This window comes from Lentzea sp. NPDC054927, from assembly GCF_053610285.1.
In genome coordinates this window covers 17943-33104 of the sequence record NZ_JBSGXZ010000014.1, presented here as the reverse complement: position 1 = coordinate 33104, position 15162 = coordinate 17943, and the positions used below count along the sequence as shown (strand labels likewise).

The 15162-nt window shown below is 69.9% G+C and carries 12 protein-coding genes; 10 read left to right on the top strand and 2 right to left on the bottom strand.

What is annotated here, in order from left to right:
• Positions 1 to 271: 271 nt before the first annotated feature.
• Positions 272 to 4816 carry an ATP-dependent helicase gene (locus tag ACWGE0_RS20690; protein WP_452262514.1) on the bottom strand — a complete coding sequence of 1515 codons (4545 nt, stop codon included), beginning with the start codon at positions 4814 to 4816 and terminating at the stop codon, positions 272 to 274.
• A gap of 111 nt (positions 4817 to 4927) precedes the next feature.
• Here ACWGE0_RS20690 and ACWGE0_RS20685 point away from each other — a divergent pair, with 111 nt between their 5' ends.
• The 7 genes from ACWGE0_RS20685 (at position 4928) to ACWGE0_RS20655 (ending at position 11432) form a co-directional block, all read left to right on the top strand.
• Entirely contained in the window at positions 4928 to 6775 is a 1848-nt protein-coding gene (locus ACWGE0_RS20685) for an Hsp70 family protein (RefSeq protein ID WP_452262513.1), read from the top strand.
• A 53-nt stretch (positions 6776 to 6828) separates the two neighbouring features.
• Positions 6829 to 8085, top strand: a complete 1257-nt coding sequence (locus ACWGE0_RS20680; RefSeq protein ID WP_452262512.1) for an MFS transporter — start codon at positions 6829 to 6831, stop codon at positions 8083 to 8085.
• Positions 8086 to 8094: 9 nt separating this feature from the next.
• Complete coding sequence (locus ACWGE0_RS20675; RefSeq protein ID WP_319964566.1) at positions 8095 to 8289, top strand: DUF3046 domain-containing protein; 195 nt, start codon at positions 8095 to 8097, stop codon at positions 8287 to 8289.
• Between the two features lie 147 nt (positions 8290 to 8436).
• Positions 8437 to 9480: a recombinase RecA gene (gene recA, locus ACWGE0_RS20670; RefSeq protein WP_452262511.1), complete on the top strand. Its 1044-nt coding sequence runs from the start codon at positions 8437 to 8439 to the stop codon at positions 9478 to 9480.
• Positions 9481 to 9492: 12 nt separating this feature from the next.
• Positions 9493 to 10002, top strand: coding sequence for a regulatory protein RecX (locus ACWGE0_RS20665; protein ID WP_452262510.1), 510 nt, complete (start codon positions 9493 to 9495; stop codon positions 10000 to 10002).
• Positions 10003 to 10066: 64 nt separating this feature from the next.
• Positions 10067 to 10522: a MarR family winged helix-turn-helix transcriptional regulator gene (locus ACWGE0_RS20660; RefSeq protein ID WP_452262509.1), complete on the top strand. Its 456-nt coding sequence runs from the start codon at positions 10067 to 10069 to the stop codon at positions 10520 to 10522.
• A gap of 109 nt (positions 10523 to 10631) precedes the next feature.
• Positions 10632 to 11432 (top strand): alpha/beta fold hydrolase, encoded by an 801-nt coding sequence (locus ACWGE0_RS20655; RefSeq protein WP_452262508.1) that lies wholly within the window; start codon positions 10632 to 10634, stop codon positions 11430 to 11432.
• A 72-nt stretch (positions 11433 to 11504) separates the two neighbouring features.
• Here the strand turns inward: ACWGE0_RS20655 and ACWGE0_RS20650 are convergent, their stop codons facing one another.
• Entirely contained in the window at positions 11505 to 12305 is an 801-nt protein-coding gene (locus tag ACWGE0_RS20650; protein WP_452262507.1) for a S1 family peptidase, read from the bottom strand.
• Between the two features lie 145 nt (positions 12306 to 12450).
• Here ACWGE0_RS20650 and ACWGE0_RS20645 point away from each other — a divergent pair, with 145 nt between their 5' ends.
• The 3 genes from ACWGE0_RS20645 to ACWGE0_RS20635 are packed head-to-tail and all read left to right on the top strand — an operon-like array spanning position 12451 to position 15151.
• A complete protein-coding gene (locus tag ACWGE0_RS20645; protein WP_452262506.1) occupies positions 12451 to 13215 on the top strand; it encodes a hypothetical protein in 765 nt (254 codons plus the stop codon).
• 42 nt (positions 13216 to 13257) lie between these two features.
• Positions 13258 to 14025, top strand: coding sequence for an RNA ligase family protein (locus ACWGE0_RS20640; RefSeq protein WP_452262505.1), 768 nt, complete (start codon positions 13258 to 13260; stop codon positions 14023 to 14025).
• Positions 14018 to 15151: an AAA family ATPase gene (locus ACWGE0_RS20635; RefSeq protein WP_452262504.1), complete on the top strand. Its 1134-nt coding sequence runs from the start codon at positions 14018 to 14020 to the stop codon at positions 15149 to 15151. The genes ACWGE0_RS20640 and ACWGE0_RS20635 overlap by 8 nt, the downstream gene beginning before the upstream one ends.
• The last annotated feature ends 11 nt before the right edge of the window (positions 15152 to 15162 follow it).

Genomic DNA, 15162 nt, shown 5'->3' with positions numbered 1-15162 from the left:
CGGCGTGGTGGGCCGGGACGCGGTAGGTCGGGCGTAGTGGGCTGGCGTGACAGGCGACGTGGATGGGTTGGCGTGACAGGTCTTGCGCGCCCAGCCCGGTGCGCCCAGCCCGGTGCGCCCAGCCCGGTGCGTCAGGTCCGGTGTTGCGGGGTCCGCTGTGGCAGGTCTGGCCTGGCGGTCCGACGTCACGGATCTGGCGTCGCGGGTCCGCAGTAGCGGGCGAGTGCCTGAGGCCGGTGCCGCCGGTGCGGGGTCGGGGTCGGTGTAGCGGTCAGGCGCGGAGGCGCAGGCCCTTTGGTGTGGCGCGGAAGCCCGCTTCCTGCAGGACCGTTGCCAGGTGCGAGGTCAGGGCTACCTCGCCGTCGGCCCGCTGGACTGCCAGCTGGCCCAGCCAGCCGTCGCGGACTGCTCGGCTCAGGGCGTTCGCGGCGGTGCGCAGGGTCGGGTCGTCGTCGGTGAACGACAGCAGCGATTTGCCTCCTCGCTCGACGTAGAGGGCCGGGGTGCCGTCGACCAGGACGGCCAGTGCGCCGGCTTTGCGGCCCGGCCGGTGTTTGCCCTCGCCCAGCGGGTCCGGCCAGGCCAGTGCGGCGCCGTAGGGCTGGGCGGGGTCGGCCGCGGCGAGCACCACCGCGGCCTGGTCGGACGGTGCCGGCTGACCTGGCGGGCGCGACAACGCGCGCAGGCGGTCCACCGCGCCTCGTGCCGCGAACTGGGCGGCGCCCAGGCCCTCGACGACGTAGCCGCGGATGACTTGACCCGATTCCTCCATCGCCCGCAGCACCTTGTAGACGCCGCTGAACCCGCCGGTCACGCGTTCGGTGTCCAGTGCGCCGCGGGTCAGCACGCCGTGCCGTTCCAGGAAGGCCTCGGCGCGGGCATGCGCTCGACGAGTCGGATCTCCCGCCGGTTGCACGGCCAGCGACCAGCGGCCCGCGGCCGTCGGCGGGCCCGTGCGCGAAGGCATGTCCGGGCGAGCGGCGCGCAGCCGGGCATAGCGACCCCGCGGAGCAGTGCGGCGGGGCTTGTGGGCCGCGCCACCACCGGACACCAGCGCGCGCAGCGGAGACAGCGTGTCGTTGGTGATCAGGCCCGCCCACACCAGATCCCACAGCGTGCCGACGACTTCGGCGTCCGTGCACTCCACGGACGCCGAGGCCCGGTCGACCACCTGGCGGAAGAACAGCGCGCCGCCGGACAACGCTTCCAGGACGGCGGTGTGCAGCGGTGACTCCGGGATCGACTCCGGCACCAGATCGGGCAGCAGCAGGTCGGCCACGTCGGTCGGTGCGAGCGCGATCCAGCCGTCGCCACCGGCCAGCGCACCGCAGCCCGTCCAGGTCACCTCGCCGGACGCGGTCAGCTCGTCCAGCAGCGCCGGGTAGTAGCCCGGCAGGCGGGAGGGGAACAGCAGTGATTCCAGCGCGCTCGCGGGAAGTGGTGCTCCCGCAAGCTGTTCCACCACCGAGAACACGTCGTCGACCGTGGGTGCCGAGCGCAGCCGGCGCCCCAGTCCGTGCCATTGCGGCAGGAACCGGCCCAGCGCGGCAGGTTCGACCGGCTCCACCTCGGAACGCAGCAGAGCCAGCGAGGCACGCCGCAGCCGGCGCAGCACGTCCGCGTCGCAGTACTCGGTGTGCGTGCCGCCGGGACGGAGCTCACCGCGCACCAACCGGCCCGTGGCCGCCATCCGCTCCAGGACGCCCGTCACCACGGCGATGCCCAGACCGAAGCGGGCGGCGGGTTCGGAGGCGGGGAACGGGCCGTGCGTGCGGGCGTACCGGCTCAGCAGCTCGCCCAGCGGATCCGCCACCGGTTCGGTGAAGGCCTCGGGGACACCGACGGGGAGCGCGACGCCGAGCGCGTCACGGACCTTGCCCGCGTCCTCGATCGAGATCGAGCGTTCCTCACCGGCGATCCGGACGCGGATCACCCGGCGCTGCGCCACCAGCTCGTCCAGCCACTCGCGGGGCACACCGCGTTCGAGCGCCTCCGCGTCGGAGAGATCTCCGAGGAACCGCACCAGGTCGGCGGCGTCCTCGGCGTGCCGCGGCCGGCGATCCTCGGTCAGGCGTTGCAGGCTGCGTTCGACCTCGGCCACGACCTCCGGGTCGAGCAGCTCGCGGATCGCCTCGGAACCGAGCAGCTCGGCCAGCAGCGTCGAGTCCAGGGACAACGCGGCCGCGCGGCGTTCGGCCAGAGGAGCGTCCAGCTCGTAGAGGAACATGCCCACGTACCCGAAGAGCAGGCTGCGGGCGAACGGCGACGGCGACTGGGTCTCCACCTCGACCACGCGGACCCGGCGCGCGCGGACGTCCGACATCAGCTCGCGCAGGCCCGGTACGTCGTAGACGTCCTGCAGGCACTCGCGCATCGCCTCCAGGACCACCGGGAACCGCTCGTACTTCGCGGCCACCGACAACAGCTGGGCGGAGCGTTGCCGTTGCTGCCACAACGGAGTGCGCCGTTTCGGATCACGGCGGGGGAGCAGCAGCGACCGGGCCGCGCACTCGCGGAACCGGGCCGCGAACAACGCGGAGCCACCCACCTCCGCGACCACGATCTGCTCGACCTCGTCCGGATCGAGCAGCACGTCCTCGGCGCTCGCCGTCACTTCCACGCCCTCGTAGTCGAGAGCGTCGGGCAGCCGCAGCACGATGCCGTCGTCGGAGTGCGCCGCCTGCACCTCGACACCACGCCGTTCACGCAGGCGCGCGGCGATCGCCAGGGCCCACGGCGCGTTGACCTGGGCGCCGAACGGCGAGTGCACCACGAGCCGCCAGTCGCCCAGCTCGTCGCGGAACCGTTCCACCAGCACGGTTCGGTCGTTCGGGACGTGCCGCGTCGCCTCCCGCTGCTCGCCCAGGTACGCGAGCAGGTTGTCCGTCGCCCACTGGTCCAGCCCGGCGGAAGCCGCCCGTTCGCGAGCGGCCGAATCCTCCATCGTGGACACTTCGCGGAGGAACTTCCCCATCGCACGACCGAGTTCCAAAGGACGGCCAGGCGCGTCGCCCTTCCAGAACGGCATCCGCGCGGGCTGACCCGGCGCGGGCACCACGATCACCCGGTCGTGGGTGATGTCCTCGACCCGCCACGACGACGTGCCCAGCAGGAACGTGTCGCCGACGCGGGACTCGTAGACCATCTCCTCGTCCAGCTCACCGACCCTGGAGCCGGGACCGTTCTCCGACGGCGGCGTCATCACCGTGTACAGCCCGCGATCCGGGATCGTGCCGCCGGACGTGACCGCCAGCCGTTGCGAGCCAGGACGCCCACGCAGCTCGGAGTTCACCCGGTCCCAGGTGATCCGCGGCCGCAGCTCACCGAACTCCTCGGACGGGTACCGGCCCGACAGCATGTCCAGCACCGCGTGCAGCGCCGAGTCCGGCAGGCCCGCGAACGGGGCCGCCCGCCGCACCAGCGCGGTCAGCTCCTCGACCGTCCACGTCTCCATCGCCACCATCGCGACGACGTGCTGCGCCAGCACGTCCAGCGGGTTGCGCGGGAACCGCACGGCCTCGATCGCGCCGTCCCGCATCCGTTCCGCCACCACCGCGCACGACACCAGGTCGCCGCGGAACTTCGGGAACATCACGCCCCGCGACACCGCGCCCACCTGGTGCCCGGCGCGACCGACGCGCTGCAGGCCCGAGGCGACCGACGGTGGCGCCTCCACCTGCACCACCAGGTCGACCGCGCCCATGTCGATGCCGAGCTCCAACGACGACGTCGCCACCACGCACGGCAGCCGGCCGGACTTCAGATCCTCTTCCACGGCCGTGCGCTGTTCACGCGACATCGACCCGTGGTGCGCGCGAGCCACGGAAGCGGTCTTCTGCACGGTCAGACCCGACTGGCCGATCGCCTCAGCGGGGAACGACTCCAGCTCAGTGGCTTCTTCAGCGAGTTCGTTAAGGCGCGCTGTCAAACGTTCCGCGAGTCGCCGCGAGTTCGAGAACACGATCGTCGACCGATGCGCCCGCACCAGTTCGAGAATGCGTGCCTCGACCGACGGCCAGATGGAGGTGCGCTGCTCGGCCCCAGCCGCCGATCCCGACACCTCACCCGTCGGCTGGCCGAGCAGCGACATGTCCTCGACCGGCACCTCCACCTCGATCTGGATGGTCTTCGGGGTCTTCGGCTGCACCACCTTCACCGGCCGGCCGCCGGAGAGGAACGTGCTGATCTCCTCGACCGGCCGCACGGTCGCCGACAGCCCGATCCGCTGCGCCGGCCGTTCGAGCAGCGCGTCCAGCCGCTCCAGCGACAACGCCAGGTGCGCGCCGCGTTTGGTGCCGGCCACCGCGTGCACCTCGTCGATGATCACGGTCTCCACGCCGCGCAACGACTCGCGCGCCGACGAGGTGAGCAGCAGGAACAACGACTCCGGTGTCGTCACCAGCACGTCCGGCGGAGTGCGCCCGAACGCCCGCCGTTCCTCCGGCGACGTGTCGCCGGTCCTCATGCCCACCGTGATCGACGGTTCCGCCACCCCCAGCCGCTGAGACGCCTGCCGGATACCGGTCAGCGGAGCGCGCAGATTTCGCTCGACGTCCACCGCCAGCGCTTTCAACGGCGAGACGTAAAGGACCCGGCAGCGCCGTTTCGGCTCCGCGGCGGGGGGAGCAGAAGCCAGCCGGTCCAGCGCCCACAGGAACGCGGCCAGCGTCTTGCCCGACCCCGTCGGGGCGATGACCAGCGCGTGCTCGCCCGCCGCCGCGGCCGCCCACGCACCTGTCTGCGCCTGGGTGGGCGCGGCGAAGGCCCCGGCGAACCACTGCCTGGTCGCCGGTGAGAATGCCTCCATCACGTCCATGGGGACCATCATGACGCCGGGGTCTGACAATTTCTGATTGCGCAGGTCCGGGCACCCGCCGAAGGCCGCTGTGGCACGATCACCGGCAGTACGTCCTTCGAGGGGAGCACGGTGCGCGTCCTGTCCGTCGACCTGGGCACCGCCAACACGGTTGCGGTGCTGTCCGACCACGGCGTGGTGGATGTGGACGGTGGGCCCACGATGCCCTCGTCCGTCTACCTCGACGAGGACGGCACCCTGCGCGTCGGCAGAGAAGCGGAGCGGCGCTCGCGCCAGGACCCGTCGCGCTACGAGGCGAACCCGAAGCGCCACATCGACAAGGCGACGCTCAAGCTCGGCGAGCGGAACCTGCCGGTCAACGACGCGCTCGCGGCGATCTACGCGCGCGTGATGGAAGCCGTCGCGCCGTTGCTCGGTGACACGCCGCTGGACGAGATCCGCCTGACGCTCCCCGCCGAATGGGGCCCGAGCAGGCGCAACAAGCTGCTGTCCTCGGCCAGGCTCGCGGGCATGACCGGTGAGCTGGTGCCCGTCCCCGAGGCCATCGCGGTGGCCTCGCTCGGCGGCGGCCGTCCCCTCGCGGTCTACGACTTCGGCGCCGACACGTTCGACGTCTCGATGCTCGACTCCGAGCACCGCATCCTCGCCGAGGGCAGCCTCAGCGACGTCGGCGGTCTCGACATCGACCAGGCGCTGCTCGAGCACATCGGCCGCACGGTCTCGCACAAGGACCCGGCAGGCTGGCAGCGGTTGCTGCGCCCGGTCACGGTCGACGACCACCGCGCCCGCCTCGGCCTGCGCGAGGAGCTGCGCCTCGCGAAGGAGGACCTCTCCGAGCTGCCTCAGGTCGAGGTGCTGATGCCGGAGCCGTTCGAGAAGGTCGTCGTCACGCGCGGCGAGCTGGAGGCGTTGATCCGGCCGAGCCTGATCCGCACCACCGAGCTCCTCATCTCCACGGTCCGCAGGGCCGGTGTCACGCCCGAGCACGTCTACCTCGTCGGCGGCTCCTGCCGGATGCCGCTGGTCGCGCAGCTCATCGCGGAGAAGGTCGGCATCGTCCCGACCAACCCGGACCACCCGGAGACGATCGTCGCGTCCGGCGCGCAGGTCGTGGACCGGGCGATGATCACGCTCAAGCCCGAGGACGACAAGCCGAAGTTCGTCGAACCGCCCACGGTCGTGACCGCGCCGGTCAGCCCCGCCGTGAGCGGCCCGCACCCGGTGAACCCGAACGTCAGCGGCCCGAACCCGGTGATCAGCGGGTCGTACCCGAACCCGAACGTGAGCGGGCCGTACTCCGCCAGCGGCAGCTACCCGGTGACCGGGCCCTACCAGGTGAACCCGAACGTCAGCGGCAGCTACCCGATGAACTTCCCGCAGCAGCAGGCGCCGAAGAAGGACAACAAGAAGGTCCTCTTCGCCGTCGGCGCCGCGGTCCTGGTGCTGGCGGGCGTCATCGGCGCGGCGTTCGCGTTGTCCGGCCCGGACCTGCCCAGCGCGGACGAGTGCAAGGACGACACCTCCCAGGACGGCCAGGGCTTCACCAAGTGCCTGCGTCAGCTCGCGGGCCACGTGCCGGACGGCGGCGGCTGCGAGAAGGCCGACTCCGCGCAGATCACCGGCATGGAGGAGATCAAGGGCACGGTCGTCAGCTGCACCGTCCGCGACGGCTACTCGGTCCAGTACATCCTCACCGACAGCGTCACCGGCGCCGAGAACAACGCCGCCGCCATCTCGAAGTCGTTCCAGACCGACCGCGTCGAGGCCGACTGGACCGGCAACGGCCTGGAGGGCGACTACCGCGCGGCCACCTCCAGCGGCACCGGCGTGCTCGTGTTCACCGCCAAGGGGCGTCCCATGTTCGGCATTCTCACGAAGAACGCCGAGGAGAACGCGGACGAGCTCAAGCCGGACGAAATGGCCGATTTCTTCGAGAAGTCCGTGCAACCGGGGGAGTAACCGCCCCTGATGGACCTGTCGGCACGCCGCCCCGGCATGCCACCATCGCGATCATGGTGACCGTCGCGCCGCAGGTCGAACGCGTGCAGCGCAAGGTCGTCCGCGTGCTGACCGGCACCCAGATCCTGGGGTCGGCGGCCGTGACGATCGGCCTCGCGATCAGCACGCTGATCGCCGCGTCGCTGTCCGGATCCGATGCCGTCGGAGGGCTCGCGCAGACCGCCGCCGTCGCAGGTGCCGCGGTGCTCGCGTTGCCCGGTGCACGTCTCGCGCAACGGCGTGGGCGTCGTCCCGCTCTCATCCTCGGCTACGGCATGGGCGCGCTCGGTGCGGTGATCGCCGCCGTCGCCGTGGGCTTCGGCCTGTGGCAGGTGCTGCTGGTAGGTCTCCTCCTGTTCGGCGGGGCGTCCAGCGCGAACTACGCGGCTCGTTATGCCGCGACGGATCTGGCGGATCCCCAACGTCGTGCGCGGGAGCTGTCCCGCGTGGTGTGGGCGGCCATGATCGGCGCGATCATCGGCCCCAACCTCGCCGATCCCGCTGGACGACTGGCGGCCTGGCTGGGCATGCCGGTCGGAGTGGGGCCGTTCCTGCTGGCGGCCGTGGTGCTCGTGGTCGCCGTGCTGGTCATCCAGTTCGGGCTGCGACCGGACCCGCTGGTCGTCGTGAGAAGCACTCGACCGGTTGAACCCGCGCACTGCGCCGGCGGCTCCACCGCCACTCCCGGTGCTCTCAAGATCTGGGGATCACTCGGATCCATGGCACGACTTGCACTCGTTGGGGTGATGTTGTGTCACACCGCGATGGTCGGGCTGATGTCGATGACGCCGGTGCACATGAACCACTCGGGGTCGTCGTTGCGCGTGGTCGGCGTGGTGATCAGCGTGCACGTCGCCGCGATGTACGCCGCCAGCCCGTTGTTCGGGTGGATGGCGGACCGGCTGGGCCGCGTGCCGGTGCTCGCGATCGGCGCGTCGCTCGTGGTGGCGGCGTCCGGGGTCGCGGGGATGGCGCCGTCGCACGACGCTCCGCAGCTCGCCGCCGGGCTGGCGCTGCTCGGGTTCGGCTGGTCGGCGGGACTCGTGTCGGGATCCGCGCTGCTGACCGAGTCCGTGCGGGTGGAGGACCGGCCCGCCGCGCAGGGACTGTCCGATCTGGTGATGAACGTCGGCGGGGCCGTTGGTGGCGCGGTGTCCGGGATCGTCGTGACGGCCTGGTCGTACGCGTCGCTCGGGCTGATCGTCGGGTTCACGGCGCTGCCGCTGCTGATCGTGTGCCTCTTCGCATCACTGCGCAGGCCCGTTCGTTAGGGTCTGCGGGTGCGCATCACCATGTTCCGCAAACTCATGGCCGGGGAGTTCGGCCAGGTCAGGGCCGAGATGATCGCCCACGACCACGTGCTGTCGTCACTGGGAGGGCGCACCGCCGACGAGGCGCTGGAAGCGGGGCTCGGCGCCAAGGAGGTCTGGATCGCGGTCTGCGACGCGTTCGAGATTCCCGAAAATCGGCGTTGATCCGGCGGTTCGGAGTGTCACGTGTGCTCGAACACGTGTTCGGCTACAGTGGCCCCGACCCCCGGCTTCGCAAAATTGTCAGACCCCGCCAGTAGCGTCAGGTCCAACATGACGAAGCAACGGCAGACGACAAAAGGTGGACCCAACATGGCACCCGCAGCACCCGATCGGGACAAGGCGCTCGAGCTGGCCCTGGCGCAGATCGACAAGCAGTTCGGCAAGGGCTCCGTGATGCGCCTCGGTGAAGAGGGCCGCGCCCCGATCGCCGTGATCCCGACCGGCGCGATCGCCCTGGACGTGGCGCTCGGCATCGGTGGCCTGCCCCGTGGCCGGGTCGTCGAGATCTACGGTCCGGAGTCGTCGGGTAAGACGACCGTGGCGCTGCACGCCGTGGCGAACGCGCAGAAGGCCGGAGGCATCGCGGCGTTCATCGACGCGGAGCACGCGCTCGACCCCGAGTACGCGAAGAAGCTGGGCGTCGACACCGACGCGCTGCTGGTCTCCCAGCCTGACACCGGTGAGCAGGCGCTCGAGATCGCGGACATGCTGGTCCGCTCCGGCGCGCTCGACATCCTGGTCATCGACTCGGTCGCAGCCCTCGTGCCGCGCGCCGAGATCGAGGGCGAGATGGGCGACAACCACGTCGGTCTGCAGGCCCGCCTGATGAGCCAGGCGCTGCGCAAGATCACGGGTGCGCTCAGCAACTCCAACACGACCGCGATCTTCATCAACCAGCTGCGCGAGAAGATCGGCGTGATGTTCGGCTCCCCGGAGACCACGACCGGTGGTAAGGCGCTGAAGTTCTACGCTTCCGTGCGTCTGGACGTGCGCCGCATCGAGACCCTGAAGGACGGCGGCGAGCCCGTCGGCAACCGCACCAGGGTCAAGGTCGTGAAGAACAAGGTCGCGCCGCCGTTCAAGCAGGCCGAGTTCGACATCCTCTACGGCAAGGGCATCAGCCGCGAGGGCTCGCTCATCGACATGGGTGTCGACCAGGGCATCCTGCGCAAGTCCGGCGCCTGGTACACCTACGAGGGCGACCAGCTGGGCCAGGGCAAGGAGAACGCCCGCAAGTTCCTGCTGGACAACCCGGACATCGCGAACGAGGTCGAGAAGCGCATCAAGGACAAGCTCGGCATCGGCGCCACCCTCGACGCCGACGAGACGGTTGCCGCGCCGGTCGAGTTCTAGGGGCTGTGAAGGTTGGACGAGGCTGAGGAGCAGCGCAAAGCACGGGACATCTGCTACGCGCTGCTCACCGCTCGCGCCCGTTCCCGGCAAGAGCTGCACGACGCTTTGCTGCGCAAGGGAATCAGCCCCGGCGCCGCCGAGGTGGTCCTCGGCAAGTTCGACCGCGCCGGCCTGATCGACGACGCGGAGTTCGCCGAGATGTGGGTGCGCTCGCGGCACAACTACAACGGCCTGGGCCGCCGCGCCCTGGCCATGGAGCTGCGCCGCAAGGGCGTCGCCGACGAGGTGGTGGCCGAAGCGGTCGCCGCGGTCGACGGCGAGGCCGAAGAGGAGAAGGCGCGCGAGCTGGTCCGCAAACGGCTGCGCACGATGTCCGGTGTGGACGAGACGGCGAAGATCCGCCGACTCGTGGGGGCGTTGGCACGCAAGGGTTACGCGGAGGGGCTCGCGTACCGCGTGGTGCGCGACGAGCTGCGGTCGGCCGGCGCTGAGGCTTCGGCGTTCGACGAACCCTGGTCGTAGGGCGGGCAGGCTCGCTTGCCCGACCTCGCCGCCTGACAGGTTCGCTCCGAGTAGCCTGAAAGTTGTGAGCACCACTCCCGACGCGCCGTCCGCCGTGACCCCCACGGTCTCGGACCTGCTCTGCTTCGACCTCTACACGACGTCGCGAGCGGTCACCGGCTTCTACCGCCCGATCCTGGACAAGGCGGGCATCACCTACCCGCAGTTCCTGGTGATGCTCCTGCTGTGGGAGCGGGATTCGAGGCCGATCCGGGAGCTCGTCCAGGAACTCGACCTCGAGTACAGCACGCTGTCGCCGTTGATCAAACGGCTGGAGAAGAGCGGCCTGCTGGTCCGCGTCACGCATCCCGACGACGAGCGCTCGGTGCTCGTCCAGCTCACGGACAAGGGTCGTGACCTGCAGTGGATCGGCGCCGAGATGTTCAACCAGCTCGGCAAGGCGCTCGGCATGACACTCGAGGAGATCACCGTTCTCCGCAAGGCGCTGAACCGGGTGAAGCACGGCGCCGAGCGCTCGTGAGCTGAAACACATCGCGCACGAGGTAACTCGTCGGGTAACTTACATCGTGCACGACCTAATCGAGCACGATGCACCACCGCCAAGGTGCCGACGAGAGAGTGAGAGACCGATGCGAGTTCGTAAGGTGTTCGCCGTTCTTGGAACCCTGCTGGCCCTGGCTGCTGTCGTTCCGTCGAGTGCCGGTGCCGCGGACGACACCGAGAAGTCCGGCGCCAAGAAGCCGACCATCGTGCTGGTGCACGGCGCGTTCGCCGATGGAGCCAGCTGGAACGGTGTCGTGGAACGCCTGCAGCGCAAGGGATTCCCGGTCGTCGCGGTGGCGAACCCGCTGAGGTCGGTCACCGGTGACGCGAACTACCTGCGCAAGGTGCTCGCCTCGATCGAAGGGCCGATCGTCCTCGCCGGGCACTCCTACGGCGGCATGGTCGGGTCGCAGGCCGCGCTCGGGAACCCGAACGTGAAGGCGCTGGTCTACGTCGCGGCGTTCGCACCGGAGAAGGGCGAGAGCGCGCTGGAACTGTCGAACAAGTTCCCCGGCAGCACGCTGGGCGACACGCTGTCGGCCATCGACATCGGTGACGGCAGCAAGGACCTGACGATCCAGCAGGACAAGTACTGGCAGCAGTTCGCGGCCGACGTGTCCCGCAAGGACGCGACATTGGCGGCGGCGACACAGCGGCCGATCAACGACACCGCGCTGACCGAGAAGGCCGGCGAGCCCGCGTGGCACTCCATCCCGTCGTACTTCGTGGTGGCGGGCAAGGACAAGAACATCCCGGTGGCGGCGCAGAAGTGGATGGCCGAGCGCGCCCACGCCCGTGCCGTCGTCGAGGTCCGCGACGCCTCGCACTCGGTGGCCGTGTCCCAGCCGGCAACCGTGGCCGACCTGATCGTGCGCGCGGCGCGTTAGCAGAACGCGTCAGTAGAAGCAGAAAGCCGGGGCGCGGCAGGGGCGCCCCGGCTTTCGCCGTGTCCGGAGAACCTACGGCTTGGCGACCTTGCAGCCGGGCAGCGACAGGTCGAGCGTCGTGCCGGAACCGAAGCAGGAGACGAAGCCGAACGTCTGCTGGCCGTAGCTGATGCCCTTGTGGACCGTGACCTTGCCCGCGGCGTCGACCTCGCACGGGTTGTTCATCGTGCAGCGGCCGCCGCTCTCGTTGCCGGTGTTGTTGACGCCTACGACTTTGCCGCTCGTGTTGTCGATGATCGGCGAGCCCGAGGTACCGCCGATGGTGTCGCACGACGACGTGTAGCGCAGTGAGTCGCGCCAGGTCCAGTCGGCTTCCCTGAGCTGGTGCACGAAACCGTCGACCTGGCAGGAGTAGATCTTCTTCCAGTAGCCGGAGACGACCCTGATGTCCGTCTTGGCAACGGGATGCGAGGCCGACAGCTCCAGCGCGCGGATCCCGTGCTCCCGCTGGAGCTGCCCGTACGTCGTGCCGAGCTGCAAGAACGCGGCGTCGGTACCGGTCATCGTCGCGTAGAGGAGCTTGGCCGTGCTGAGCTTCACGATCTCCGCGCCGGAGCCGTTGAGCAGCCTGACCTCGCGCTTCTCCGGCCGGTCGACGAGCACCTGGCCCGCCTTCATGAGTTCGACGCAGTGCCCGTTCGTGAGCACAAGCGCCTTGTCCTCGGCAGCCGAGCCGGGCACGCGGACCAGCGAGCCCGAGCACCCCTTGAGCGCCACGGTGCCGGTGAAGTCGACCACGGCCTGTGCGGGTGCCGTCGTCATGCCGAGCGCGGCGATCGCCACGAGCACGGGTGCGACGAGAAGTCGTGCCATGTGCGGATCGTAGTCATCCTGCTACCAAAGGAAGTCGGCTGACCGGCCGCTCGTAACTCGATCGAGTGACGCTGCGGCCGAGGGCTAACGGGTGAAGCAGACCAATCGACGTCGTGGTCACACATCGCAACCGCCAGGAGCCGTGATGACCTACCCGACGCAGCCCGTCTACGCACCGCCACCGGTCGCACCGCAGAAGCCCGCGAGGTTCGGTGCGCTCGCCTGGACCGCGTTGATCCTCGGGATCGTCGGTGTCGTCGGCTCGCCGATCATCATCCTCAACAACCTCACCGCGATCGCCGCGTTCGTCGGGCTCGTGCTCGGCATCATCGCGTTGTTCGGCACGCGCAAGATCCTGGCGATCATCGGCGTCGGCCTTTGCGTCGCGGCGATCGTTTTCACCGTGGTGGCACAACAGTCCGCGGTCAAAGAGCTCGACAAGATCCTGGACGGCGGCACGAACCAGGGACAGGTCGGCGTCGGCGGCGAGACCCCGAAGCAGGACGCGCTCGTCGAGCCTCCGACCTGGGGCAAGCGGTACACGTGGGAGAACGGCCTCTCGGTCGACGTCGCCGCGCCCGTCGCGTGCGCGCCCGGCCAGTACTCGTCCCCGCCGAACATCGCCCGCGCGGTGAAGTTCCAGGTCACCATCACCAACGGGACGAGTGCCGCGTTCGAGACCGCGCTGCTGTCGCTGGGCAACGACGCGCAGTTCAACGGGCAGAAGGCCGAACGGATCTTCGACACCGGCGGTGAGTGCGGCAGCGCGTACGACACGGCGACGGTGTTGCCCGGCAAGACCTACACCTACGACGTCGCGTACTCCGTCGGCGCGCAGCCCGGTGAGATGCAGCTCGTGTTCGAGCCGAGCTTCAACTCCGACAAGGCCGCGTTCGTCGGTCAGGCGTAAACCGTTCGCCAGCGGGCGCTCGGACGGGTTACAAATCGGGGCATGTTGCGCAAGTATCCGCGGACGCCCCACCTCGAGGGCTCGCGCCTGCAACCAGGCGACGAGGACCTCGACCAGGTGCCGTTCCGCGCGATCGCGGGACGGCACCTCGTCGTCGAGGAGAAGCTCGACGGCGCCAACACGGGCATCAGCTTCGACTCCGCCGGGACGCTGAAGTTGCAGTCACGCGGCCATTTCCTGGCCGGCGGACCCCGTGAGCGGCAGTTCGCGCCCATGAAGGCGTGGGCCGCGACGCACCAGGGCGTGCTGTGGGAGCGGCTCGGCACGCGCTTTGTTCTGTACGGGGAATGGTTGTACGCCAAGCACACCGTGTTCTACGACGCGCTGCCGCACCACTTCTGCGAGTTCGATCTGCTCGACCGGGAGACCGGTGACTTCCTGTCCACACCGGAACGTCGCCGGCTGCTCGCTGGAACGCCGGTGGTGTCCGTGCCGGTGCTGCACGAGGGACGGTTGCGCACGGTGAAGGACCTGACCGCGCTGATCGGGCCGTCGACGTGCCGCACGCCCGGCTGGCGTGACGTGCTGGTCGAGGCGGCGCGGACGGCGGGCCAGGACCCGGATGTCGTTGTCGCGGAAACGGATTCGGACGACCACATGGAAGGCCTCTACATCAAGGTGGAGGAGGACGGGCGCACGGTCGAGCGGTACAAGTGGGTGCGGCCGACGTTCAACACGGCCGTGCTGGACTCGGGCAGCCACTGGCAGGACCGCCCGATCCTGCCGAACCGGGTGGTGTCACGTGTTTGAGTCACTCTGCCCGACTGGTCCACAGTGGACTCTCGACTGGGACGCCGTGCGTTCGGCGTTCGCCTGGGTGCGCGCGATGGAAGGCGTGCCACAGGATCCGATCCACCACGCGGAAGGCGACGTCGCCACGCACACCCGGATGGCGTGCGAGGCACTGGTGTCGCTGCCGGAGTGGCGCGCCCGGACGGAACCAGACCGCGTGCGGTTGTTCACCACGGTCCTGCTGCACGACGTGGCGAAGCCGTTCCGCACGCAGATCGACGATGGCCGGATCACCGCGCACGGCCACTCCCGCGCCGGTGATCTGATGGCGCGCAAGGTGTTGTGGGAGATGGGACGGCCCATCGCCTGGCGCGAGCACGTCGCCGCGCTGGTGCGGCACCACCAGGTGCCGTTCTGGGCGTTGGAGCGACCCGATCTCGACCGCATCGCGTTCCGGGTGAGCCTGCTCGCGCGCAACGACGACCTGGCGACGCTCGCCCGTGCCGACATCCTCGGCCGGATCTGCGGCGACGCCGAGTCGGTGCTGGAGAACATCGCGCTGTTCGAGGAGTACTGCCGTGACCGCGACTGCCTGGACCGGCCGCGCGCCTTCCCGTCCGACCACGCGCGGTTCCAGTACTTCCGCACGCCCGGCCGCGATCCGGACTACGCCGCCTACGACGACACCCGCGTCGAGGTGACGGTGCTGTCCGGCCTGCCGGGCGTCGGCAAGGACCACTGGATCGCCACTCATCGGCCGGGCTGGCCGGTGGTGAGCCTCGACTCCGTGCGTTCCCGGCTCGGCATCGCCCCTGACGGTGACCAACGAGCGGTGGCGGCCGCGGCGTTCGAGGAGGCGCGGACGTTGCTTCGTGCCGGGGAGCGGTTCGTCTGGAACGCGACCAACATCTCCCGGCAGCTGCGTGAACGCTGCATCGGACTCGCCGCGGACTACCGCGCTCGCGTCACCCTGGTCGGGCTCGAAGCGCCGAGGAAGGTGATCCACGCCCGCAACCGCACGCGTCCGGAACCGGTCCCGGCCGCGGTGATCGACCGGCTCGTCGACAAGTGGGAGACGGTCGACGTCACCGAGGCGCATGCCGTCGAACGGGTGGACACAGCACAAACCTCGACACGTACTTAGCCCCGCCGCCG